This is a genomic window from Fimbriimonadaceae bacterium (assembly GCA_019638775.1).
Classification (GTDB): domain Bacteria; phylum Armatimonadota; class Fimbriimonadia; order Fimbriimonadales; family Fimbriimonadaceae; genus JAHBTD01.
On record JAHBTD010000002.1, the window covers coordinates 835,635 to 859,713 of the forward strand.

The window sequence follows — 24,079 nt, forward strand, 5'->3', positions numbered from 1 at the left end:
CGGCAGCGACAAAGCGCTGCCCTCGCACTTCGATTTTACGGCAGCGACGAAGCGCTGCCCTCCCAGCCCGAACAAACCAACTCCAGTATCTCAGCCAAATACAGAACTTTCAGGCGCTCCCCATGCTCCCGGACCGCCTGCGCGATCCAGCCGTGACATCCAGGATTCCCCATCACGATCAGGCTCGCTCCGGTCGATTCGGCGTTCGCATACTTCCGCTCCAGAAGCTCTCGCGCGAGCTTAGGCTGGGTGACGTTGTAAATCCCTGCGCTGCCGCAGCACATGTCCGCCTCCGGCATCTCGATCAGCTCCAATCCTGGGATTGCATTCAAGAGTTGCCGAGGCTGGATGCGAATCTTCTGCCCGTGGGCAAGGTGGCAGGCATCGTGATAGGTGGCGGTCGCTTCCCTTCTCGGCAGCTCACTGAGCAGATCGAGCAGACCGTTCTCGACAAAGAACTCGGAGATATCTTTCACCCGGTCGCCAAAGGCGGTTTGCTCCTTCATGTGGCTGCCGCATCCGGCAGAGTTCACCACGATGGGAAGATCGCCGGGCATGGTCTCGGCGAGCCGCTTCGCGTACTGCTGTCCGACCTCCAAGAACCCGTTGTGCGCGTGAAGAGCCCCGCAGCAGCCGGAGCTGCTGGGCTTGACAGCATAGCCGAGTCTTCTCAAAAGCCTGCGCGTGGCCTCGTGGACGTTCGGATACATCACCCGCATGACGCACCCCTCCAGCATGTACACCTGACCCTTGATCTCGGGGAGCGCGGCTTCGTCGAGCGGAGGCCAGGGGAAGCTCGGCTGAGGGGTGGGCTTGTCGGCTTCGGGCGATTGCCCGCTGAGGATGCGGCTTAGAATCGCGGGGATGCGCTTTCCCGGGATGATCTTGGAAAGGCCAAGCTGAATCCTCATCTTGGTTGGGCTGCTCAGACCGTCCAAGAACATCCGTTTGGCCCGATGCTTGTGAACCTCTTCGACCCGCGTTCTTGCCATCTCCAGGATCGCGCCGTATTCGACCCCGCTGGGACAGGCCGTTTCGCAAGCTCGGCAGCCGAGGCACTGGTCGAGGTGCGGCCCGACGTCTTCCTTCCAATCCAGCTTGCCCTCGTCGGCGGTGCGTGCCAGGTAAATGCGTCCGCGCGGGGATTCGGTCTCCTGCCCGGTCAGCACGAAGGTTGGGCAGCTTTCCAGGCAAAAGCCGCACCGGATGCAGTGGGAGGTGAGGTCGGAAAGCTTGTGGTCGCTCAAAAGATGCCCATCTCCCCTGGATTGAGTTTGTGCGTCGGGTCGAAGATCTCCTTGGCCCGCTTCATGTAGCGGATCATGGCGGGGTCGGTGATTTGGGGAATCTGGGATTGGGCGTTCGGTGATGCAAAGTCAGCAGGCGTTGCACTCAGCGAGGATGAGATCGGCTTGAGCGGATTCGTCTTCAAGATGACTTCAGCCACGACTCCGAGTGTGCCCCGAGCACCGATAAACAGCTTCTGAACGTCGTACCCCGCGACATTTTTGACGGCTCGGCTGCCGCACTTTCGAACACAGCCGTCTGCAGTAACAACCGTCATCCCCAACACCCAGTCTCGCCAAGAACCATACTCCGACTGCAAGCGATGTGGTGCATTGGTCGATAAGGCCCCACCAACCGTCGGGTCGCTCACGCCGCCGGAGATAGGCAGACACTGTCCCTTTGAAGCCAGCTCCTCTTGAAGCACTGACAGCGGCGTTCCCGCCCTTACGACGGCAACCTGATCCTCAGGAATGCAGTCGATCAGTCCCGCATAGGCGGACATCGCTAGCACGTCTTCACCTTGCTCCTCAACATCTTGAAGGAAGCCTCGAATTCGCAGCCGATCAGCCGAAGCCACAGCCTCGACAATCCCCGTCAAGCTATCTGGACGATGGATCACCACGCCACCCCGCGCCAGCGCTTCTGATGCTCCACGCAGCTCTTCTGATTCGGCAGAATCTTGCACGGGTTGCACAGCATTCCGTCGTTGAAGATGCGCTTCGCCATCGCCTGCAGCTCCAAGTCCGCCGGACTGAACATCAGCGGCATCAGGTCGACCTTCTCTACGCCGATCCCGTGCTCGCCGGTGACGCTGCCTCCAAGCTCGATGCACCGCCGCACGATCACTTCCCCGGCCTCGACCACGCGCTTCACCTGGTCGGGGTCGCGGTCGTCGAAGTAAAAGCAGGGGTGAAGGTTGCCATCGCCCGCATGGAACAGGTTGGCGACGCCCAGGCCGTGCTCCTCGGCGACTTTGTACACAAAGTCCAGCATCTCCGGGAGCTTGGAGCGGGGGATCACGCCGTCGTGGGTGACGATGCTGGGCGCAAGCCGCCCCATCGCCCCGATGCCCTTCTTTCGGGCGGTCCAAAGCTCTTGCCGCTCGCGCTCGTCCTTGGCGATGCGGACCTCCAGCGCGCCGTTTTCCTGGCAGATTCGGGAGACGGCGGACATTTCGTTTTGGACAACATCTTCCGAATTTTGGATTTTGGATTTTGGATTTTGGATTGGATCGCCGATTGCCGATAGCTGATCTCCGATATCTACGCCCCGATCGCTGATCGCCGATAGCTGATCGCCCCCAAAACTCCCCTCCCCCTGCGACGAAGGAGCGAGGGGGAGGGGGTTGGGGGAGGGGGTTTCCCGATGACCGATCCCTGATCTCCGATCTCCGATATCCACACCCCGATCGCTGATCGCCGATAGCTGATCGCTACTGTCACACTCCACCAACAGCAGCGCCTCTGCGCCTTCGGGATACTGCAGATTGAACGCGGCTTTGAGAGCTTTAAGGATCCCCTTGTCCATGATCTCCATCGCCGCTGGGAGCACCCCCTCGGCGATGATCTGCGCCACGGCCTGCGTGGCTCCGCGCACCGTCGGGAACGCGGCGAGCGCTGTCTTGACGGCTGCCGGAACGGGCGTCAGTTTCACCCAAGCCTCCGTCACGATGCCCAGCGTCCCTTCCGAACCCACGATCAGACCCAGAAAGTCATAACCCGGCCCGCCGGGGACCTCCCCGCCAAAGCGCACCACTTCCCCATTCGGCTCGACCATCGTGATGCCCAGGATGTGCTGAACCGTCACCCCATACTTCAGCGTGTGCGGCCCGCCCGAGTTCTCGGCGATATTGCCGCCGAGGGTCGAGACGGTCTGGCTGCTGGGGTCGGGGGCAAAGTGCAGGCCGTGCTCGGCGACGGCGTCGGAGATGCGCTTGTTCGCGATCCCAGCTTGGGCAAGCAGGCAGCGATTCTCGACGTCGATCTCCAGAATCTTCGTGAGCTTCTTGGTGGAGATGATCACGCCCCCCATCGCCGCCAGCGCGCCGCCGCTCAGTCCCGTGCCCGCGCCCCGCGCCGTGTAGGGGACAGAGTTTGCCACGCACCACTGCACCACCTTCTGCACCTCATCGGTGGATTCGGGAAGGACGACGACAGCCGGCTTGCTGCGGTCGACGGTGTAGGCGTCGCAGTCGTAAGCCCGCAAAGCCCCTGGCCCAGAAAGCACTTTGTGCGCTTCCAGGATGGACTCCATTCCACGGGCGATCTGCTCAGCGTCAGTCATCGGTTGTGGTTAGTTTAGCTTTGCATTCCAAATGCATCGCCCTTCATAGCCAACCTAAACGACGAATACGCCCTACAAGACCTAAATCCAGGCCCACCAAAAAAAACGGGCGTGCTCAGCACGCCCTAGTTGCTCGTCTTTCTTGCGATCATCGACTCGGGCCGTTAAGGCCGATTCTGATCGCGGCTTTTCTGCTCAATATGCCGGGCTTTCGCCTCTCAGCCAATCGAGTCAAAAATCGCTATGTTCGGGATTACGCCCGCCTACTGAACCCGGTTCCCGCGAGTAGGACCGACTGCGTGAAATCAGTACATTGTTTGGCAACTTTGGGACCAACCGACTACCAATGAATCGCACATGCCTGAGCAGGCCAGCGCTTTCAAGGTCTACAATGAGCATCATGGGTTCGGTTAAGGTTGGCCTCCTCGGGGCCGGAGGCATCGGCAACGTTCACGCCCGACACTATTCCGCAATGCCCGATGTGGAACTCCACGTCTTCGATATTCACCCCGAAAAAGTCGATACCATCGCTAAAGCCCATCGGGCAATCCCCTGCTCGTCTTTCGATGATCTCATCGCTAAAGTTGATGCCGTCGATATCTGCCTGCCGTCGAACCTGCATTACGAATTCGGGATGAAATCCATCGCAGCAGGCAAGCCGACGATGGTCGAAAAGCCGATAGCCACAACCCTCGAGCATGCCTCAGAGATGATGGAGGCGTCCGAAAAAGCGGAGGTGCCGCTCTTTGTCGGCCAAGTCGTTCGCTTCTTTCCCGAATTCCGTACCGCACACAACCTCGTCGAAAACGGAACAGTCGGCATTCCAGCTGCAGCACGAATGCGCAGGGGCGGTGGACCTCCGCGATCCCACGCAGAGTGGTTCTTCGATCACGAGAAGTCGGGTGGAGTTCTGCTCGATCTGGCCATCCACGATTTCGATTGGCTACGCTGGACGCTTGGCGAAGTCAAGCATCTCTATTCGCGCTCGGTAGGGGCGAAGACCGGTAAAGGCCTCGACTATGCCCTCACCACTCTCACCTTCGACAGCGGCGCGGTAGCCCACACAGAGACCACCTGGATGGATCCGGGCGGATTCCGAGTCGCTCTGGAAGTGTGTGGAAGCGAAGGGATGATTGAATTTGACTCTCGACACCTGCCAACACTCCGTGTCAACACCGGCGATATCAAGGTAACCGAAGGTCCGCTCGCCCCGAAAGATGACCCTTACTACCGCGAACTCAGCGCCTTCCTTGCTGCCGTCACAAAAGGCGAACCCTTGCCGATCACGGCTTACGACGGTTTCATGGCTCTTAGCATCAGTCTCGCCGCACTTGACTCAGCCAGAACTGGTCGCGTCGTTGCACCGGCCCGACAGATTTAGTCCAGATACGATATCCTAGAGGGAACCAATTTCGTTTTCTTGGCTTCCGCATAACAGGAGATCGCGGACGATTCACCTTAAATGTGAGGCCAACGCCCGGTTGATCACGACCCAAAAACAACAAGGAAAGACTTATGATTACAACGCTTATTGCTGCTATGACACTCTTCGCCCCTGCTGGCGCCGATACCCCCCTGGCTTGTCCGATCATGGGCAGCCCGACCAACGCAAAATCGCAAGCGCTGGACTACAACGGCGCACGCTTCCGCATGTGTTGTGGCGGCTGCGACGGTGCATTTAAGAAAGATGCCGCCAACGTGGTTGGAAAGTTGAAGGCAGACAGCAAAGCGATCGGAGAATTCCTCTTCGACCCCACAACAGGTCTCCCGATTGACGCCAAGAAAGCGAAGGCAACAACGGACTACAACGGCATCCGCTACCACTTCGCAACCGAGGCTGGCAAGGACACCTTCACCAAGAACGCCAAGACCCTCGCCGTGATGCCGAAGAAAGAAGTCATGAGCTGCCCGGTTATGGGAAGCCATGCAGTAGCAAGCTACGCCAAGGCTGGCGGTTACGCCGACCATGATGGCGTTCGCTACTACTTCTGCTGCGCGGACTGCGTTGCTAAGTTCCGAGCTGAACCGGCCAAGTATGCCAAAGCCGCTTCTGCAAAGGCAAAAGCTCCCGTCGTTCAGGACGTAAAGTAAGCGTTTTCTACGCAGACTCCCATTAGAAGAGCCGCATCCCACTTGGGATGCGGCTCTTTATTTATGGTGGCCCATATGAGGTTTCTAGGTTCCTACTCCTCACTACTCACTACTCACTACTCACTACTCACTCCCCGCTACTTACTCCCCGCTACTCACTCATAGCTACTCACTACTCACGACTCACTCCTTAGACAAACCTCTTCAACCTAAGCGAGTTCAGAATCACCGACACACTGCTAAACGCCATCGCCGCCGCCGCGAACATCGGATTGAGCATCCCCATCACAGCGAGCGGGATCATGAGAACGTTATAGCCAAACGCCCAAACCAGATTCCAGCGGATTGTCGTGAGCGTGGCTCTGGCAAGCCTGATCGATTGGGCAACACCTCTCAAGTCCGACCGAAGCAGCGTAATCTGCGCCGTCTCCATCGCAACGTCTGTGCCTCCGCCCATCGCAATTCCAAGGTCGGCCTGGGCAAGCGCGGGCGCGTCGTTGATACCATCGCCGACCATGGCAACTCGGTTTCCGTTCGTTTGATGACTGACAACGATATTCGCCTTGTCGGCAGGCAACACCTGTGCTTCAATCCGGCTAATCCCCACCTCTTTGGCAATGGCTTCCGCAGTCTTTCGGTTGTCACCGGTCACCATCACAGGCTCAACCCCCATTCGCTCAAGCTGCTTCACAGCCTCACGACTATGCTCATCCACGCGGTCAGACACAGCCAGGAGGGCCTGAACTTTGCCGTCAACGGCAACCGCCATCACGGTCTTAGCTTGGGATTCGAGCTGCGTGAACTTGGCCCGAAGCACATCGCTCAGCGCCAAACTCCAATCCTCCAAAATCCTAGCGCTCCCAACAACAACCATCTTGCCATCGACGACAGCCTGGATACCTTTACCGCTGTGCGCTTCGAAGGACTCCGCCTTGATCGGCATGTAGCCACGCTTCTTGGCGCCATCAACGATTGCACGAGCAACCGGATGTTCCGACCCTTCCTCGGCCCCAGAAGCCAGGCGCATCACCTCGGCCTCAGTCAAATCTCCAGCGACGATCACATCAGAAAGCTCAGGGCGTCCCTTCGTAATGGTTCCTGTTTTATCAAGGAGAACAGTCTTGATGGACCCCGCCTTCTCCAAGGCCGAACCGTCTTTGATCAAGATGCCCAGCTCAGAACCACGACCCGTGCCAACCATCACTGCTGTCGGTGTGGCCAAGCCGAGGGCGCATGGGCAAGCAATAACGAGAACCGTTACGGCTGGTATGAGCGCGGCAGCAATATCCGCCCCTCTCAACATCCACCCAGCAAAGGTGAGGATGGCCGTAAGGATAACGAGCGGCACAAACACGGAAGACACTTTGTCGGCAAGCTTTTGAACCGGGGCCTTCGAGCCTTGAGCACGCTCCACAAGCTTAACAATATGTGCCAAAGCTGTATCAGCGCCAACCTTGGTTGCTCGGTAAAGCAAAGCCCCCGAGGTATTCAGGGTGCCCCCCGTCACTTCATCACCCACCGACTTCTCAACAGGCACCGGCTCACCCGTGAGCATGGATTCGTCGATGAATGAACTTCCTTCAACTACCTCTCCATCCACAGCAACCTTTTCACCCGGCTTCACCCGAATGATGTTGCCAACCTGAATATGTTCAATGGGATGCTGCGCCTCGTTTCCATCAGGCCCGACGACATTGGCAACCTTCGGCGCCAATCCCATAAGCTTTTCAATGGCTCCCGACATCCGCCGCTTCGAGCGTGCTTCGAGATACTTCCCTACCAGGATCAGCGATACGATCGCCGCTCCGGTTTCGAAGTAGATATGATCCGAAACCATCGAGTGCCCAGCGTGCTCTCGATAAGCGATCAGGGCGTACGTACTGTATGCCCAAGCTGCAAAAGCGCCAATCGCGATCAGCGAATCCATCGTCGCCGCGAAGTGCTTCAGGCCCTTCCACGTAGACACGAAGAATTGCCGTCCATTCCAGAAAACAACCGGAGTCACCAGCGCAAAAAGCAGCCAGTTTGCCCAAGCCGGTCTTGGATGCCAAAACATCGACAGCCCGACAGCCGGGATCGTAAGGGCAATCGCCATCCACAAGTTAAACCGCTGAGCTTTAAGTTCGCGGTCCGATTCAACCTTCATATGCTCGGCATGTTCATCATGAGCGCCATGATCCATTGCTGGCATTGGGGCAGCGGACATCATATGCCCGGCATGGGGGTCGGCAGCCTTTGGCTTTGATGCAACCGCTTCGTAACCCGCGTCAGAAACTGCCTTCTGCAAAGCTTCGACGGTGACGTTCCCGCCCGCGACGATCGTTGCTTTCTCCGTAGCAAAGTTGACATTGGCATCGACTACGCCATGAACGCCCTTGAGCGCTTTCTCGACCCGGGCAACGCACGACGCGCACGTCATGCCCTTGATCGGAAACTCGATTTGCTGAGGTTTAGGCCGAGCCGCCGCGAGGCCAAGACCCTTCATCGGATCGGGCTTAGCATTGGGAAGCACCGCCTCATAACCCGCATCGGATACGGCCTTTGCCAGAGCATCCATTTGAACGTCAGACTGTGCGACGACGGTCGCCTTGTCAGTGGCAAAGTTGACGTTTGCTTCGACAACTCCTTCCACCTTTGCAAGCGCCTTCTCGACACGCGCCACACAGGAAGCACAGGTCATGCCCTTGATCGGTATCTGGATCTCGTTTGTGTCGTGATGTGTGTGTGTCATGTGATTTCTCCTACATTCAAAATATACCCCATGGGGTATATTTGTATAGGTCCTTAAGGCCGTCCTGAACTGAAACAGGGTCCTATCGGACCATTCGGGACATCGTCTTGCGAAGCTCCTCGACGAGCTGGTGAGGAGTTTGCGTCTTTGCCTGGTCATGCTCCGAGCCCGTGCCATGCCCGAGGATGCAGCCTTTCATATGGGCTGCCGCGATCTCCGCTGAGAGTTGCTCCAGCGCAGCGCGCACAGCCGCAACCTGAGTGAGGATGTCGATACAATACTGGTCCTCGTTCAGCATCCGACGAACTCCCCGCACCTGGCCTTCCAAGCGTGCAAGTCGACGATCAAGCGATTGTTTGGATTCTGCGTCCATGACGATATTATACCCTATAGGGTATTCACAGGGAGCAGACGAAAGACCAAAACTGGGCAGTAAGAGGCAGCGGAAATCAGGCCCAGAAGACTAATCTTTATCTGGTGCTTGATCAATAGCGGTCATCTTCACGATCTCAGGATCGGCAATCATAGCCGCATCAGGCTGGTCCAACCAGGATTCAAACTCAATTCGTGCCTTGTTCTCCGAGTCCAGAGAGCTTTGCAAGCTTGCGAGGCGGTCAATCGCTTTTGATGCTGTAAAGTTGAGCAGAGTGAGTTCTGTGAGCCGGTCATCCGCCTCTTCATGAACGTTCTTAACCAGTTCTCCCGCTTCGCGAATGACATCGATATCCCGACTGATGTCCCACATCAGTTCAAACTGAGCCGCCAATTCGATGACCGGGCGCACTATCTCATCGGCCTCTTGCAACCTAGCTTCAAGAAGCGCATCTGCCTTTTGCAAGCCCTGAAGTGTTTCAAGCGCCTTTGCCCGTTTGCTAAGCATAAGAAGCCGCATTGTCTCATCGGCCTGTTCATCCAAACGCTTATCCAGCCGAGAGATGGACTCGGATGTGCGTATCGCGGCCTCGTTGACGAGCTTCCTTTTCTCTGCGACCCGTGCCTTGATCTCCTCGGAAGTGAAGAGAGGCTGGCTTTTGACGTGATCGACGACGACTCGGAGAACGCGAGGGTTACGAACGTCTAGGCTCCTGAGTTCGCGCTGACGGTTGATCTTCCTAATCTTCCGTTCTGACATCTCCCAAAGGTAAGGACCTAAGAAGGCGAACATCAGGATGCAAAGAAAGGCTATGCCCTTGGCTTCGGTCTGAACAAAAAAGAGTGCAGCGATAAGCGTGAGCAACGTCCACCAAATGCGCAGTCTCTTGATCCTTGAATCGGCAAGCGCTTTATAGGCATCGTCCAGACTCTTCGTCGCCTCACCATAAAGCCGACGGATTTCTTCGTCCGACATGGGCAAGGCGTTCCTTAAATCCAGTTCTTCCATCAGCCTGTCAATCTCTTACATTTTTGGTTCAACTAAGGTTCCACACCTTCCCCATCCGTCACTCATCACTTCTCCCCTTTGCGTCTTTACGCCTTTGCGAGAAAGAAAACAGAGATCAGAAATCGGACATCGGAAATCGGAAATCCGAGTCGGATCACCGATTACGGATCACGGTCCCTTCCCCATTCGTCGTTCATCATTTCCCTTCCCATTCATCATTCATCGTTCATCGTTCATAACTCATCGTTCATCCTTCATCCTTCCCCTCCGTGACCTCTGTGGCCCTCAGTGCGCTCCGTGAGAAATCCCGACGACTCTGCAATCTCCAATCTCACGTCTCAGGTCCCGGTAAACTCAAACCACCTATGAACTTCCGCATCGAAAAGGACTCTTTGGGCGATGTCAACGTCCCCGCCGACGCTTATTGGGGCTCGCAGGCCGAGCGCACCCGCAACCTCTTCCAGATCAGCGGGCTCACCGAGCACCCCAAGATGATCGACGCATACGTCATGCTCAAAAAGGCGTGCGCCGAGGCCAACACCGAGCTTGGTCTGCTGGACAAGGAAGTGGGCGGAGCGATCGTCAAAGCCGCCGACGAAGTCCTTGGTGGGAAGTTCCGCGACCAGTTCCCGGTCGACGTCTTCCACATGGGCGCGGGCACCTCGTTCAACATGAACACCAACGAGGTTTTGGCCAACCGCGCCGAAGAGATTCTCGGCGGGGAGAAGGGCAAGTACACCCGCGTCAACCCGAACGACCACGTCAACTACGGGCAGTCCACCAACGACACCTTCCCCAGCGCCATGCGCATCATGACGCGCCTGATGCTCACCGACCTCTTCAAGGCCGTCGATACCCTTGCCGACGCCTTCGAGGCCAAGGGTGTCGAGTTCGACACGATCCTGAAATCGGGCCGGACCCACCTGCAGGACGCGGTTCCGATCCGTCTCGGACAGGAGTTCGCCGCTTACGGATTGGCCATTCGCAAAGCGCGAAAGTGGCTGGAGCATGCCGCCTACGAACTGGAAGAGCTGGGCATCGGCGGTTCGGCAGCCGGAACGGGCCTGAACACGCACCCGCAGTATCGGTTTATCGTGGTGGAGCGGCTGAAAGGCTACACCGGCATCGAATTCCGCAACGCCCCCAGCCTGGTCGAATCTATGCAGAGCCAGATGTGCATGGCGGCGCTGGCTTCGGGTCTGCGCATCCTGTGTCTGGAGCTCACCCGCATCTCGAACGACCTGCGCCTGATGTGCAGCGGCCCGCTCACCGGCATTGCCGAGATCGTGCTTCCGGCGGTCCAGCCGGGGTCCAGCATCATGCCCGGAAAGGTGAACCCCAGCATGGCGGAAAACCTGAACCTGGTCCTCTTCCAGGTGCTTGGGCAGTGTCAGTCGCTCGACTACTGCGTGCAGGCCGGACAGCTTGAGCTGAACGTGATGATGCCGAGCATGGCCTTTAGCGCGCAGTTCTCCATCCAAATTCTGGCGAACACGCTGAACACCTTCACCGAGAACTGCGTGCGCGGCATCAAGGCCGACGAAGAGCGTTGCAAGCACTACGCCGAAACCTCCCCGTCGCTGGCTACCGCGCTGAACGTCTACCTGGGGTATCAGACAGCGGCCCAGGTGGTGAAGACGGCGTTGAAGGAGAAGAAGTCAATCCCGGATGTTGTCCGCGAGCAAAGACTGCTGGATGAAGAAACGTTGCAGAAAGTCCTCGATCCGGCGAAGCTGACAGAACCGGGGATTCCTGGGAAGTAACCGCAGGAATGTAATTGTGAGGCATGTGATGACAAGGCCTATTCTTCCGTTCTTGGTCAGCGCAGCGATTTTTGCTGGCGCGGCAACAGCGAACCCACAAAACAGGCAATCTGAAGCGAAACTAACGTTTAAGCTTCAAGGTACAGATGGCAAAATGTACGGTCCTTCAGACATGGGTTTTGGCAAGCCCACGTTCTTAGTCTTTCTCTCAGGATCACAAATGTTGAGGGAAGGTATCAGAGACATAAGACGCTTAGCTCATTTGCTGAATTACAAGATACGAGTAGTGGGCATTGTTACCGATGATCTTAATGACGCTGTACTATTGAAGCGAGAGTATGGACTAGATTTTTTATTATTGTGCGACGGCAAAGATGTTGTTGAAAAACTTGGACACTATGAAGGCACCGAAGTTTTCACTACAGCGATTGTAATGCCGGACGGATCAGTTCTCAGTCAAAGTCCTGGATATAGTCGAACCACAATTAAGAAGATGCTGTCAGCAGTATCGAAGAAGACTGGATCGAAGGTCAGCGTAAATCTCAGTCGATTCCCGAAGAAGCTGTTCGGAGGGGACAAGATTTTTTGGGGCTTGCCGCCTCCAATTTGATGCTCTTGGTGCACCATATTCCGATCTCGCCGCGGAGGTCGAGTCACAATTGACCCAGTGCTAACCGCCGCCGACCATCGCAAGCTAAAGGGTTTCAAGGGCCTGCGGCCTGCCTTTGCAAGAATGGCGGTGGTGCTCTCCTTCCTTGCCGCATGCCTCCAATGGATCCTGTGCCGAGAGCCCGTGTATCACTCCCCCATGTACACTCAGCGTATGAATTCAACCCAACCGCCAAGCCTGACCATGCACAACACCGGAATCGTTGTGCAGTCCCTCGATACGGCGATTGCCTTCTTCACGGAACTCGGCATGGAGTTGGAAGGCCGAGCCATGATCGAGGGCGAATGGGCGGGCCGCGTCACTGGACTTGGCGACCAGCAGGTCGAAATCGCTATGATGGTGACGCCCGATGGCCATAGCCGACTGGAGCTGTCTCAATTCCTAAGGCCAGAGGTCGTCGCCGACCACCGCACGGCACCCGTAAATGCTTGGGGCTATCTGCGGGTCATGTTCGGCGTCAGCGATCTCAACGCAACGCTCGAACGCCTCGCCAAGCATGGCGCGGAGGTTGTCGGTGAAGTGGTCCAGTACGAAGACATCTACCGCCTTTGCTACATTCGCGGCCCCGAAGGAATCCTTATTGGCTTAGCCGAAGAATTGAATCCTATCTAAGGCTCACTTTGATGCCTCAGGGTGCGCCTTCCTCTCTCCCTCTCCAGCCACAACCCAGAGCCCTGAGGCTAAAACCACAGCCTCAGGACTCCAGACAAACGTAAGCAGGCGGCAACAGAAGGCGTGTGTTTGGCCTTATAAATATGGGGGCCATAATGGATTGAGGTTTGTACCAATGGCTGATGTCCTACCAAAAATCACCAGTAAAGAGTTCTCACTAGACTCAATCATCCGCTATTTTATCGGCGGTGTTGTTTTGCTCGCTTGCTGGGCCATCGCCTTTCCTGACATTCTCGAGAGCGATGTTATCTCTAAGTTTGGGGCTGCTGGCTTGGCGACACTCGCGTTGTCGGTTGGAATTCTTTCCTACGGGGTCTATCGTGCAGCAATATATCCACTGCTGTTGTGCATCCACGCGCTATGGCCAGGCAGTAGTCCGTCGAAGTTTCGAAGTGGACACGAGGATGCTGCCAGTCAGTACCCTAGCTTTGAGCATCGCTTGAGGAAAGAGTACGGAATGTCAATCTTTGAGGCTGATATTATCTCGGGCCAAATTACCAGAGAGCTGGGTCCGAGCGATCAGGCTGAGTTTTCTCGTACGTTTGCAGCGGAGGCTCACCTCTTATATCTTAGCGGCTTCACAGCGATTACACTTGGAATACTTGGTTGGTTCTTCACTAAAGCAGAAACTGCCATCTTAAGTCTCGCTGGGCTTGTCATCTTCTGCCTGGGGATTTTTCATCACGCACGCTTTCGCCGTACTCGCCAGATTGTGCTGAAATGGATTTCTGAAAAAGATCAGGATAAATGGCTTGCGGCCCACGGCTATAAAAAGGTTCTTTGACGCCTATAGTCGCGCCATCACCTCTCCCTTACCTGCCTCGACAGAAAGCCCAGCAGCCAGCGCCCAAGACCTGCTGTAGAATATTCCAACAGTGCTCAGCAGGATCAGCTATCCATCCATCATCGGCACAACACTGGCGATCGCAGTTGTGCTCTTCTGCTGCCTCATCGGCGTGTTCCAACTCTTACAGCCGGGTATCAACCAATGGCCCACCGCAGCATCGATAGCGTTGGTTGTCAGCATTGCCAGTTCTGCTATCGGTCTCTACAGACACTCCCGACGCAAGCCGACTCAAAGCCAAGAGGATGAGCCGGCGGATTTTTGGACCTTCTTGCTTGCGGGAGTACTGACGGCGATCATCATGATCTTCTGCCGAGCAGGACTGGAAACGCTTGCAGAAAGCATGCGCCGTGACACAACGATGCAAACGCCTTGGAGCGATCATATCTACTTTGGAATCGCGATGAGCGCTATGATGACCTTCCTTTATTGGCTGACCGACAGAAGGAAGTCCGGTCGAGATCACCAAGGCTCGCCAGACGAACGCGACCGGCACCTCTAAAACGCAAACCCCTCCCTGTCAAACTCTCCGCTTAACAAGGAGGGGAATTACTCAGCAACCTGCCGACCATCCCCAATCACATATACTTCGCCAGCACTTCCCTAACCTCCGGACTGCCAGCCGGACTCTCGGGCAGCTTTGCCCCTGCCTTAATCAGCAGCTCCACCGTTCGAGGATAGTTGCCGTCCTTCCGCCAACCGTTCACCGACCCGTACGTACAGGTTCCCAAGGGCGTCCCGCCGTACACATTCTTGATCTCCAAATCCGGCCCGTAAGGCAAGATTAGCTCCACAATGTCGTCGAATCCGTGGAAAGCTCCGTTGGCGATCGGGGTCAAGCGCTCGCCGTTGAGCGTGTTCACGTCAAACCCAAGCTCCAGCATCAGCTTCACTGAGTCGGCCTTCCGGTTCCATGCCGCGTCGCAGATCAGCCGCTTGTCCTTTAGGGCCAGGTTCGCAACCATGTCCGGGTTCTCCGCCACGATCCGCCGCGCCACCGCACCATCACCCTTCCAACAAGCCGCTAGCAGTTGCAATCGGGGCGGCGACCGGTCAAACAGGAACTGATAAGCAAGCTCCCTATCCAAATTCGCTGCGGCCTGCAATGGGGTGACCCCGCCGAGCACATAGGAATAGATATGTCGCCCAGGGGCGACCGGGATCATCGCGCTCCCCGGCTCGTTGATAGGTCGCTCCAAGACCCCGGCATCCTCCTCGACATGCCATTTCAGGAGGTCCATCTTCTCCAGCGCAACCGCCATAAAGATGTCGGTGCTCGCGCCGCGCTCTACCAAATACCGCAGCACCTCCTCGTTTTTCAGCAGGAACTGTGCGGCGGTTCCGTGATGGTCGAGGTCACGCGCGTCGATGTCCGCCCCCGCATCCAAAATGATCCCGGCGATTTCGGGGGTCTTGGAAAAGTGCAAAGGGTACTGGCCATCCCCGCCACGCTCATGAACCACATTCGGGTCTTTGGCGATAATCGCCTTCAGCTCCTTGACTTTGCCAAGCCGTGCCGCCGCGTGGGCCGTCAGCTTTGCGCCTTTAGAGATGAGGTAGTTCGAAATCTCCTCACTCGCCGAATCCAGCGGACCAAATCCCCCCGCCCACCAGTCGCTTTTGGCATTCACGTCGGCCCCGTGCTCCAAGAGGAGATCGATCATCGGGCGATCTTCGCGGTTTACCGCCGCGATCATCGGCGTGGCCCCAAACTCGGTCGGGTCCTTGGATCGAATCACGTCCGGACTCTCGGCAAGGATCTTTCGCACACGCTCTCGATCACCGGCTTTGATGGCAGCAAAGAAAGCGTTCCGGTGCGTTTCATAGCCCTCGACGTAGCGTTTCAGCTTGGACCAGCTAGGGTAGCCATATTCGCGGGCGATGGCGAGCTGGGAGTCGGTGAGTCGCGCTTTTGCGGGGGTCTGGCCCATGCGGGCAAGAGCTTCGGGATCGTTGGTCTTGGCAAGGCGAAGAAGGGCCTTGGCTTCGTTTTTGAGATGCTCCAGATTGGGGCGCTCGGGCAGTTGTTTCGACATATAAACCTCCATGCGATCGCCTAAGGTCCGCGATTAGGCCGCACTTTGGTTAAGTGTTTAAGCTATGTGATCGGTGAGCTAAGCTCTTTCCGCGGACCCGGTTGCGCCCGATGCGCCTGCAAAGATTATACACGCAACGCTTGTGGACGAAAGCGAGTCAAGAGGGCTGAATCCTCGAATAGAATAAACACGTACTCTATCGAAAAGAGCGTCAACATGCTCAAAAACGGCCTGCTTATCCTGTGTGTTTTTGTCTTTCTGAACGGGATCGAAAAGATCGTGTTACGCAGTGATATCCCCTGGAGCTACCTAGCCGTCATGGCCATCCCGATCACCTGGTTCCTCATTCGGATCGTTCAATCCAGGACACAATTCTCGTCGCAAGACGGCAAGAATATATTTGAAAGTTTCCCTTGGCCGGTTGGTTGGCTGGCTGTCCCGATCTTGGCATTTGTGTTCATCGGGGCATCTGGGGCCGAAACGATCATTCACGAACTACTCGGCGATGCAAACGACGGCAAGGCAAACCTGGGCTACGCTCTGGTCATCATCGGGCTCTTCTTCGGGGTTGGTCCGGCGCTTTTCAGTGCCCTTCCCCCTCCCCGGGCCGACCGCGCCAAGATCAAAATCGACTATTCCGGCAAGTAGTCTCAGACGTGGACCTTCTTTCAAGCATTTAGTGCGGTTTTGGCTGCACGCCGCGATTGCTGCCTCCGATGCTTGATTTGCCGCAGACCCCATCGGTAACCTCAGCGCACGGCTATGAGTATCACCCGACGCGAACTATTGGGCATGCTTGGGGCAGCAAGCCTGCCTCTCCCTCGGCTCGACGGCTTCACTTGGGAGGAAGCCCAAGATGACATCACCCTGCCCACGCCCAAGCGCCCCGCCTACCGCAAGCCAAACCGCCCGGTCACGGCAATTGTCCTGGGCTACGGCGGACGCGGAGGCTACTACGGCTATATGGAAAGCCAGATGCCCGACGACTGGAAGATCGTGGGCGTTGCCGAACCGATCGACTATCGCCGCGAGCAGGCGATCTCTCGGCACAAGCTGGGGCCGGAGGTCGTCTTCGACACTTGGGAGAAGGTCTTCGACAAGCCCAAGTTCGCCGACGTGATCGTTGTCTCCACACCGGACAATCTCCACATCGGTCCCGCTCTCGCCGCACTGAACAAGGGCTATCACCTCCTGCTCGAAAAGCCGATCGCGCAGTCGTGGAGGCAGTGCCGCGACATCTTGTTTGCCGCTGAGAAGGCGAAGGCTTACACGGCGGTCTGCCACGTTTTGCGGTACGCGCCCTACTTTGTGCAGATGGAGGCCGTCCTTCGCAGCGGACTGATCGGCGATGTCGTCTCGATCCAGCATCTAGAGCCGATCCACTATCGGCACTTTGCTCACTCGTATGTGCGGGGACCGTGGCACAACGAGAAGGATTCCAACCCGTCTCTGCTCGCTAAGAGCTGCCACGATCTCGATCTGATCAAATGGTTTGCGGGTGTGCCGTGCCGCCGCGTCAGCAGCTTTGGCGGGCTCACACACTTCTCCAAGAAGTATGCCCCGGAGGGTGCCCCTACCCACTGCAGCAAGGGCTGCCCCATCGTCGAAACCTGCCCCTACGAAGCCTCCAACTTCTATGTGAAGAAGAAGCTGTGGAGCACCCACCACATCATCTCTCGCGACCGCTCCGACGAGGCGATTTTGCGGGCGATGAAGGAAACTCAATACGACGCCTGCGTGTATCGGCACCGCAACGACGTTTGCGACCATCAGACGGTGATGATGGAATTCGATGGGAACATCACCGCCAACTTCAATATGGAGGCGAATTCGAGCTATGGCGGCCGTCGCACCCGCATCTTCTGCACGGGAGGTGACATCGTGGGCGACGAGCGATTCCTCGATGTCTATAACTTCCAGACCGGGAAGGCGGTGCGGTGGGATGTCGCTCAACACAATCAGGGCTTAGACGGACACGGCGGAGGCGATCAGCGGATGGTCCGCGATCTTTGCCAAGCGATCGCTTGGGACGATTCGGCGTTCTTGCTAACCGACCTTCAAGAGTCGATGGAGAGCCACCATATCGGGTTCCAATCGGAAGTTAGCCGCCACAAGGGCGGGCAAGTGCAAAAAGTAGACATCAAGTCTGCTGTGAAGAGATAGCACTTTTGGGAGTGAGCGAATTAATTCGCGCTTTCATAGCGGCGATTTATCGCAGCCAGCATCTTCCGGCAAGGTGTTGGCACGCTATATAGCGAGTGCACTCTACAGAAAACTTCAAGTGGTGCTGACCCGATGAATCGGGTCAGCTAAAAGCGCGAATAAATTCGCGCACTCCCAAAACTAGTGGGCATTCCGAAAGCCGTCGCTAATGGACCAGGCAGTAGCCGCCGCTTCCGACCCTCCGCCGTTAGCGGCGACAGAGTGCATCCCCCCCTGCTGAGCGTTGGCAAGGATCGCTGCCAGCTCGTCCGGGATCGTCTCCCCCAGCGACCATTCCGCAAACTCACGCCCCAAGAACCCGGTGTCCATTCTCCCGGCTTGAAAGTCGGGGTGGTCCAGCACGTCGAGCATGTAGGCCACATTCGTCTTCACACCGATCACATGGAAGTCCAGCAAAGCGTTCTTCAGCCTGCGGATGGCCTCCGACCGTGTCGCTCCAAACGCGATCACCTTGGCGATCATCGAGTCGTAGTAGCGGGTCACTTCCGAGCCTGCGGCAAAGCCGGTGTCCACCCGAATCCCTGGCGCCTTCGGCTCGGCCCAGGCGATGATTTTGCCGATGCTCGGCATGAACCCGCTGGCTGGGTCTTCGGCGACGATGCGGGCCTCGATCGCATGGCCGTTCAAGGCTCCTCGCTCGCCGTTCATGACGGCTTGCGGCAGGTTCAAAGCCTCGCCTGAAGCCACCCGAAGCTGCCACTGCACCAGGTCCAGCCCGGTTACCATCTCGGTCACCGGATGCTCCACCTGCAGCCGTGCGTTGACCTCCAGGAAGTAAAACTCCTTGGCGGCTTCGTCGACGATGAATTCGACCGTGCCCGCGTTCGTATACTTCGCCGCTTTGATGAGGGCAACGCAGGCCTCGCGCATCTTGGGCCAAAGCTCGACCAGCGCGCCGGGGTTGGCGGGGTACTCGCTGGAGTAAAGCGGGGAAGGGGCCTCTTCGAAGAGCTTCTGATGCCGACGCTGGATCGAGCATTCGCGCTCGAACAGCGCGGCGACGCTGCCGTGTTGGTCGGCAAGGATCTGCACTTCCACGTGGCGGGGGCGTTCCACCAGCTTCTCCACCATCATCGCCCCATCGCCGAAGGCTTTAATCGCCTCCTCGCTGGCAAGCTTGAGCTCATTGTCGAAGTCGCCGGGGTTGCGCACGATCCTCATGCCGCGCCCGCCTCCGCCCGCGCTGGCCTTGAGCATCACGGGGTAGCCGATCTCATTCGCCGCTTCCTTAAGCTGGGCGTCGGTCGCCCCGGGCTGGAAGAAGCCGGGAGTCACGGGGACGCCCACGCTCACCGCCAGGTTCTTCGCCCCGATCTTGCCGCCCAAAAGCCGCATCGCATCCCCGCTCGGACCGACGAAGGTGATCCCCGCTTCCTGGCATGCGTCGGCGAATTCGGCTCGCTCGGAAAGAAATCCGTAGCCGGGGTGGATGGCATCGGTCCCGGTCTGCTTGGCGGCGTCGGTGATCTTGCCGATGTCGAGATAGGAGCTTGCGGGCTCGGGCGGGCCGATGTGGACGGCTTCGTCGGCAAGCTGGGTGTGCATGGCCTGTGCGTCTGCGTCCGAATAGACGGCGACGGTGCGGATGCCCATTTCGCGGGCGGCCCGGATGACGCGGACGGCGATTTCTCCGCGATTGGCGATGAGGAGTTTAGAGATCATTCAGAAACCCGCTGGCATTCAATTGGAGAGACTGTGATCCCTCCATAACTGCGTTATGGAGGGTACTTGTTTCCAGACAATCGTCGCTGGAATCAGCCTCCTATTCGTCACACACTATGGGTCATTAAGGCTGGATGGGAACATCCTTACAGTCCATTCACCGAAGGCAGCGCCCCATCAAATTTGACTTTGCGTCTTTGCGAGAAACCAAAAGAAGCTCCATACATACCCACGATATCCTTAGATTCCTTTTTCTAACCCGTCCCCTCATCTTCTCTCCTTCGTCGGGACGAGGCCGGGATTCACCTACGCCTTCAAATCTCAACAACAAAGCTCGCTTTCCGCTTCTCCAAAAATGCCCCAACTCCCTCTTTCCCTTCCTCGCTCGCCCGAGCCGCTGCGAGCCGTCGCGCGCACTCTTCAATCGGCAAACTGCCGTCCAGGACGATCTTCTTGGACGCCGCAACCGCATTCGGCCCTGCTGCCAAAATCCACTTCAACTTCGCGTTCACGGCTTCATCAAGTGACTCCGAAGAGGCAACCTGATGCACCAGACCAATGTGAAAGGCGTGCGCAGCATCAAAAGCCTCTCCGGTCGTAAACAGCGCCCGGGCATGCCCAGCCCCGATCTTGGGGATCACGAACGCCGAAATCGTGCCCGGAATAAGCCCGAGCCGAACCTCGCTGAAAGCGAACTTCGTTTCGGTCTCCGCAATCGCGATATCCGCGCAAGCCACAACCCCAGCCCCACCGCCAAAAGCCGCGCCATGCACCTTTGCGATCACCACCGCCGGACAATTGGCAATGCTCTCAAACAGCTTGCCCAACTTCACCGCATCCTGATAGTTCTGCTCTTCGGTATAAGCCGCCGCCTTGCGCATCCACTCCAAATCGCCCCCCGCACAGAACGACTTTCCTTCCCCACTCATGACAACGACCCGAGTTTCGGAACCGACGCCAGAGAAGACGTCGGTCAGCTTGGAAATCAGTTCGTCGTTGAAGGCATTGCGCACTTCGGGGCGGTTCAAAGTGACGTACAAAACGGGTCCACGGGACTCAGCATTGAGCATGGGAAAAGTATGGCATGACCCAAACACTCGGCCCACTGACCCCAGGAAAGGGTAACTCCCCAAATACCAGGACGTCGGAAAAGTAACCCAACTCCAATCGAGGTGATTTATGAACCTAAGCAAAGGAATTTTCATTACCGTCTGCGCCGCATTTGTCGGCACCATGGCCTACGCAGCATGGGACCACGTCGAATGCGTCAAGGTCGAAAGCAAGGACGGCCGCTATGCAGAAAGGCGTATGGACCTGCGTGATGCGCGGGTTCGAGTCCAAGACAGACTCTCCGACGCCCGATGCATCGAAGGCCGAACTTGGGGCTACGACAGCCGCAAAATCTGGGTCGACGACGGATGTCGCGCGGTCTTTGAGGTGCGGCAATACGGCCGAGATGACCGAAGAGACGACCGCCGTGATGACAGACGCGACGACTGGAAACGCGTGAAGGTGGAAAGCAAAGATCGACGTCTGGCCACCTATTTCATCGCAACACGAAACCAAGTTCGACTCGTCAAGCGACTCAGCGATGCCCCCTGCACCTATGGTCGATCATGGGGATACACGAACGCCCATATCTGGGTCGATAACGGATGCCGAGCCGAGTTTGAAGTTCGTCGTTAGGCTCTCAGTAACCCTTACCAATCAAAGATGCGCCGAGAGGAAGTCTCGGCGCATCTTTGATTTCGCTTTGGTGTCTGCCCACCAAGTATTAGCGGAATGCATGCCTGAAATCAGGCCTATTGAGTATCCTGAGCAGTCCTATGGAATCAGGAGTCATGCAAGGATTGGTGTTGGTGCTCCTGCTAGGAGTAGGCGCGCAATGGATCGCTTGGCGCACTCGCTTGCCTGGGATTCTGCTCCTCCTGCTTGCCGGAATCGTCGCCGGACCCGTGACCGGCATTCTCAAACCCGATGAAACGTTCGGACGCGACGTAGTCCTTTCCGTGGCCTCCCTTGCCGTCTCGATCATCCTCTTCGAAGGCGCATTAAGCTTAAAATTCCGAGAGCTCAAAGCAACCGGAGCCGTCGTTCCATTGCTCGTGACAGTCGGCCTCGCCGCTGGGTGGGCCGTCGGCGCTTCAGCCGCTGTTCTGATAGCAGGTTTTGAACTCAGGCTCGCCCTGCTTTGGGGAGCTTTGATGACCGTCAGCGGCCCCACCGTCATCCTCCCACTCCTTCGTCAAGTCCGTCCGGTGGCTCGTCTACGCTCAATCTTAAAGTGGGAATCGATAGTTGCCGACCCCATCGGCGCGATCCTCGCTGTGATCGTCTTCGAGATCGCCTATCTCCAGCCCGACCTCCCCACCAACCAGGCTGCCCTCATGATCGTCAAGCTGTTGGCTACGGGCACTGGAATTGGCCTGGGCGGCGCAGCATTGATCGTCATCGCCCTCCGCCGCTTCTGGGTTCCCGACCACCTTCACGTGCCGCTAACTCTTGGACTCGTCGTCGGCGTGTACTCCATCTCAAATATGGCGTTTCATGAATCCGGCCTGCTCGCGGTCACCGCGATGGGGCTCGTGATGGCGAACCAGTCACTGGTGAAGGTTGAACACATTCTTGAGTTCAAAGAGAACCTGCGAGTTCTGCTCATCTCAACGCTCTTTATCCTGCTCTCGGCAAGGCTCGAACCGACGGTCGCAAGGCTCATCACGCCAACCAGCATCGTCGTGATTCTCGTTCTCATCGTTGTTGCACGGCCTGTGACAGTCTTCGTCTCGACGGCATTCTCTTCGTTAAAATGGCACGAACGTCTCTTCCTGGCGGGCGTGATGCCTCGCGGTATCGTCGCCGCTGCCGTATCCACCGTCTTTGCCCTGCGACTCACCGAAACCAGACTCAGTGGCGGTGAAGAGCTTGCGACCTACTCGATCCTCACTATCGTCATCACGGTCTTCATTTACGGCCTCGGGGCTGCTCCACTCGCTCGATATCTCAAAGTTGCCGATGAAGACCCCCAAGGGGTTGTTATCGCCGGAGCAGATGATGTGGGAATACGATTAGGGCTTGCATTGCAAAAGCTGGGACAAAGGGTGCTCCTCCTAGATATCGATCCTGCTAAGGTCGCACAAGCCGAAAAAGCGGGTCTACAAGCCGCCGAATGCAGCGCCTTCGACGATCACAGCACCTCTGATCTGGACCTGCGTGGAATCGGAAGATTCATCGGCGCGACACCTAGCGATGAAGTCAACGACCTTGCTGTGGTTCACTGGACACCCCACTTTGGACGGGCCAACGTCTTCCGCCTCAACCCCAATCGAAAGGCCGACGACCCCCACAACAATCACGGTCGAGTCCTTGGAAGTCCGGCATTAAAGCACGGGCAAGTCTTAGAAGCCCTGCACAATGGTGGAAGCATCGAAGCGATTAACGCAGAGGATCTGAATTCCCACGAAGGTGCGATCGTTCTGGCGAGCGGCAATATGAAGCGCTATTCATTGCACTCGAAAGGCACCAAAACTGCAACTGATCTTGAAACGATTGTCGCGATAATCCCATCAGTTCCAGACCAAAATCGATCCGAGATTATGAGCTCTTAGGTCGTACAATCGAATCAATGAGAGTTAAGCGGCGTTTTGGCCTGTGTAAGCTCAAGCTCCAGATAAAACGCAGAATGTCCAGGCCCCGCACTCACCTTTCCGCAGGCTTCTTCGCGAGTGCCGATCTGCACACGCACAACTTTGCCGTCGGAAGAATCCAGCCAATACGTCCCTGAGCATTTCACTTGCGGGTTGTCCGATGCGTCAGTTCGAGTAAACGACACCTTGAAGCAGTCACGCTTCCGAACCTGTTCTTTGCCAACGTAGGTAAAGGTCAGAGCGCTGACTCCCTTCTTGACCACAGTCCACGACTCATTGAGTCCAACAACGTTTCTTGGATACTGAATTCCGCACCCAGAAACTGCTTCCGACACCCAAAATCGATTGAGTGGAAGCGCTCCCTCTGCGTCCATCGGTTCGCCGTAGTTGTTGAGCTTTTGGGTCGTCACCGGCATTCGGTCCACATCCCATCGTGTTCGCCAATCGCCAGCCTTGACCGCTTCGGATAGCGTGCGAAATCGAGTCTGGACAAAAAGCTCGTCCTGCTTGACAGAAAGAACCATGAGTCGAGTGGTCGCCTGCCATTCCGTAAATCTATCGCCGTTCCAAGTGCCAAAGCGGGTCCAGTATTCGAGCTGCTGCCCGGCTACGGGCTCCCACGCAATAAGCTCACGCGAAGGACCAGTTGAGGCGATTACGGGTTGCTGCGGCGCATCGACGCAACACGTCGCAAGGGTGACAAGGGCAAGGCCGAGGCTCATACCCATAATCGTCGGTGTTACTGCTATTTTTTGCAGGGTTCTTTGGGACAGGATTCGCTAATAAAACGAA

The 24,079-nt window shown here is 57.0% G+C and carries 21 protein-coding genes; 11 read left to right on the forward strand and 10 right to left on the reverse strand.

All coding sequences use genetic code 11. The features are described 5' to 3' along the window. Nucleotides 1-35: 35 nt before the first annotated feature. Genes KF784_10140 through KF784_10150 form a run of 3 tightly spaced genes read right to left on the reverse strand, consistent with a single transcriptional unit; the run spans nucleotide 36 to nucleotide 3,570 of the window. Complete coding sequence (locus KF784_10140; GenBank protein MBX3119415.1) at nucleotides 36-1,247, reverse strand: (Fe-S)-binding protein; 1,212 nt, start codon at nucleotides 1,245-1,247, stop codon at nucleotides 36-38. Then, entirely contained in the window at nucleotides 1,244-1,906 is a 663-nt protein-coding gene (locus tag KF784_10145) for an FAD-binding protein (protein ID MBX3119416.1), read from the reverse strand. The genes KF784_10140 and KF784_10145 overlap by 4 nt, the downstream gene beginning before the upstream one ends. Continuing rightward, on the reverse strand, nucleotides 1,903-3,570 hold the full coding sequence (locus tag KF784_10150; protein ID MBX3119417.1) for an FAD-binding protein: 1,668 nt from the start codon (nucleotides 3,568-3,570) through the stop codon (nucleotides 1,903-1,905). Before KF784_10150 ends, KF784_10145 begins: the two co-directional genes overlap by 4 nt. A 400-nt stretch (nucleotides 3,571-3,970) precedes the next feature. Here KF784_10150 and KF784_10155 point away from each other — a divergent pair, with 400 nt between their 5' ends. Together KF784_10155 and KF784_10160 are read left to right on the forward strand one after the other, a co-directional pair. After that, nucleotides 3,971-4,951, forward strand: a complete 981-nt coding sequence (locus tag KF784_10155; protein ID MBX3119418.1) for a Gfo/Idh/MocA family oxidoreductase — start codon at nucleotides 3,971-3,973, stop codon at nucleotides 4,949-4,951. Between the two features lie 134 nt (nucleotides 4,952-5,085). Further along, complete coding sequence (locus KF784_10160; protein MBX3119419.1) at nucleotides 5,086-5,661, forward strand: YHS domain-containing protein; 576 nt, start codon at nucleotides 5,086-5,088, stop codon at nucleotides 5,659-5,661. 190 nt (nucleotides 5,662-5,851) lie between these two features. On the opposite strand, the gene KF784_10165 is transcribed toward KF784_10160, so the two are convergent. From KF784_10165 to KF784_10175, 3 genes are all read right to left on the reverse strand, one after another. After that, nucleotides 5,852-8,392, reverse strand: coding sequence for a copper-translocating P-type ATPase (locus tag KF784_10165; GenBank protein MBX3119420.1), 2,541 nt, complete (start codon nucleotides 8,390-8,392; stop codon nucleotides 5,852-5,854). An 82-nt stretch (nucleotides 8,393-8,474) separates the two neighbouring features. Next, on the reverse strand, nucleotides 8,475-8,765 hold the full coding sequence (locus KF784_10170) for a metal-sensitive transcriptional regulator (protein ID MBX3119421.1): 291 nt from the start codon (nucleotides 8,763-8,765) through the stop codon (nucleotides 8,475-8,477). Nucleotides 8,766-8,855: 90 nt separating this feature from the next. Beyond that, complete coding sequence (locus tag KF784_10175) at nucleotides 8,856-9,740, reverse strand: hypothetical protein (GenBank protein MBX3119422.1); 885 nt, start codon at nucleotides 9,738-9,740, stop codon at nucleotides 8,856-8,858. A gap of 398 nt (nucleotides 9,741-10,138) precedes the next feature. Here KF784_10175 and KF784_10180 point away from each other — a divergent pair, with 398 nt between their 5' ends. The 5 genes from KF784_10180 (at nucleotide 10,139) to KF784_10200 (ending at nucleotide 14,224) form a co-directional block, all read left to right on the forward strand. Next, a complete protein-coding gene (locus KF784_10180; GenBank protein MBX3119423.1) occupies nucleotides 10,139-11,536 on the forward strand; it encodes an aspartate ammonia-lyase in 1,398 nt (465 codons plus the stop codon). A 52-nt stretch (nucleotides 11,537-11,588) separates the two neighbouring features. Continuing rightward, on the forward strand, nucleotides 11,589-12,146 hold the full coding sequence (locus tag KF784_10185) for a hypothetical protein (GenBank protein MBX3119424.1): 558 nt from the start codon (nucleotides 11,589-11,591) through the stop codon (nucleotides 12,144-12,146). Between the two features lie 57 nt (nucleotides 12,147-12,203). Beyond that, entirely contained in the window at nucleotides 12,204-12,818 is a 615-nt protein-coding gene (locus KF784_10190; protein MBX3119425.1) for a VOC family protein, read from the forward strand. Nucleotides 12,819-12,993: 175 nt separating this feature from the next. Continuing rightward, nucleotides 12,994-13,662 carry a hypothetical protein gene (locus KF784_10195; GenBank protein MBX3119426.1) on the forward strand — a complete coding sequence of 223 codons (669 nt, stop codon included), beginning with the start codon at nucleotides 12,994-12,996 and terminating at the stop codon, nucleotides 13,660-13,662. A 91-nt stretch (nucleotides 13,663-13,753) separates the two neighbouring features. Further along, entirely contained in the window at nucleotides 13,754-14,224 is a 471-nt protein-coding gene (locus KF784_10200) for a hypothetical protein (GenBank protein MBX3119427.1), read from the forward strand. Nucleotides 14,225-14,300: 76 nt separating this feature from the next. On the opposite strand, the gene KF784_10205 is transcribed toward KF784_10200, so the two are convergent. Continuing rightward, on the reverse strand, nucleotides 14,301-15,758 hold the full coding sequence (locus KF784_10205; GenBank protein ID MBX3119428.1) for an ankyrin repeat domain-containing protein: 1,458 nt from the start codon (nucleotides 15,756-15,758) through the stop codon (nucleotides 14,301-14,303). A gap of 216 nt (nucleotides 15,759-15,974) precedes the next feature. Here KF784_10205 and KF784_10210 point away from each other — a divergent pair, with 216 nt between their 5' ends. Further along, nucleotides 15,975-16,406 (forward strand): hypothetical protein, encoded by a 432-nt coding sequence (locus tag KF784_10210; GenBank protein ID MBX3119429.1) that lies wholly within the window; start codon nucleotides 15,975-15,977, stop codon nucleotides 16,404-16,406. Nucleotides 16,407-16,520: 114 nt separating this feature from the next. After that, nucleotides 16,521-17,921, forward strand: coding sequence for a Gfo/Idh/MocA family oxidoreductase (locus KF784_10215; GenBank protein MBX3119430.1), 1,401 nt, complete (start codon nucleotides 16,521-16,523; stop codon nucleotides 17,919-17,921). A gap of 180 nt (nucleotides 17,922-18,101) precedes the next feature. On the opposite strand, the gene KF784_10220 is transcribed toward KF784_10215, so the two are convergent. Together KF784_10220 and KF784_10225 are read right to left on the reverse strand one after the other, a co-directional pair. Next, entirely contained in the window at nucleotides 18,102-19,643 is a 1,542-nt protein-coding gene (locus KF784_10220) for an ATP-grasp domain-containing protein (GenBank protein ID MBX3119431.1), read from the reverse strand. 314 nt (nucleotides 19,644-19,957) lie between these two features. Further along, a complete protein-coding gene (locus KF784_10225; GenBank protein ID MBX3119432.1) occupies nucleotides 19,958-20,713 on the reverse strand; it encodes an enoyl-CoA hydratase/isomerase family protein in 756 nt (251 codons plus the stop codon). Between the two features lie 109 nt (nucleotides 20,714-20,822). Here KF784_10225 and KF784_10230 point away from each other — a divergent pair, with 109 nt between their 5' ends. Continuing rightward, nucleotides 20,823-21,329: a DUF3011 domain-containing protein gene (locus KF784_10230; protein MBX3119433.1), complete on the forward strand. Its 507-nt coding sequence runs from the start codon at nucleotides 20,823-20,825 to the stop codon at nucleotides 21,327-21,329. A 140-nt stretch (nucleotides 21,330-21,469) separates the two neighbouring features. Next, nucleotides 21,470-23,248: a sodium:proton antiporter gene (locus KF784_10235; protein ID MBX3119434.1), complete on the forward strand. Its 1,779-nt coding sequence runs from the start codon at nucleotides 21,470-21,472 to the stop codon at nucleotides 23,246-23,248. A 14-nt stretch (nucleotides 23,249-23,262) separates the two neighbouring features. On the opposite strand, the gene KF784_10240 is transcribed toward KF784_10235, so the two are convergent. Beyond that, a complete protein-coding gene (locus KF784_10240; GenBank protein MBX3119435.1) occupies nucleotides 23,263-24,009 on the reverse strand; it encodes a hypothetical protein in 747 nt (248 codons plus the stop codon). Nucleotides 24,010-24,079 lie beyond the last annotated feature (70 nt).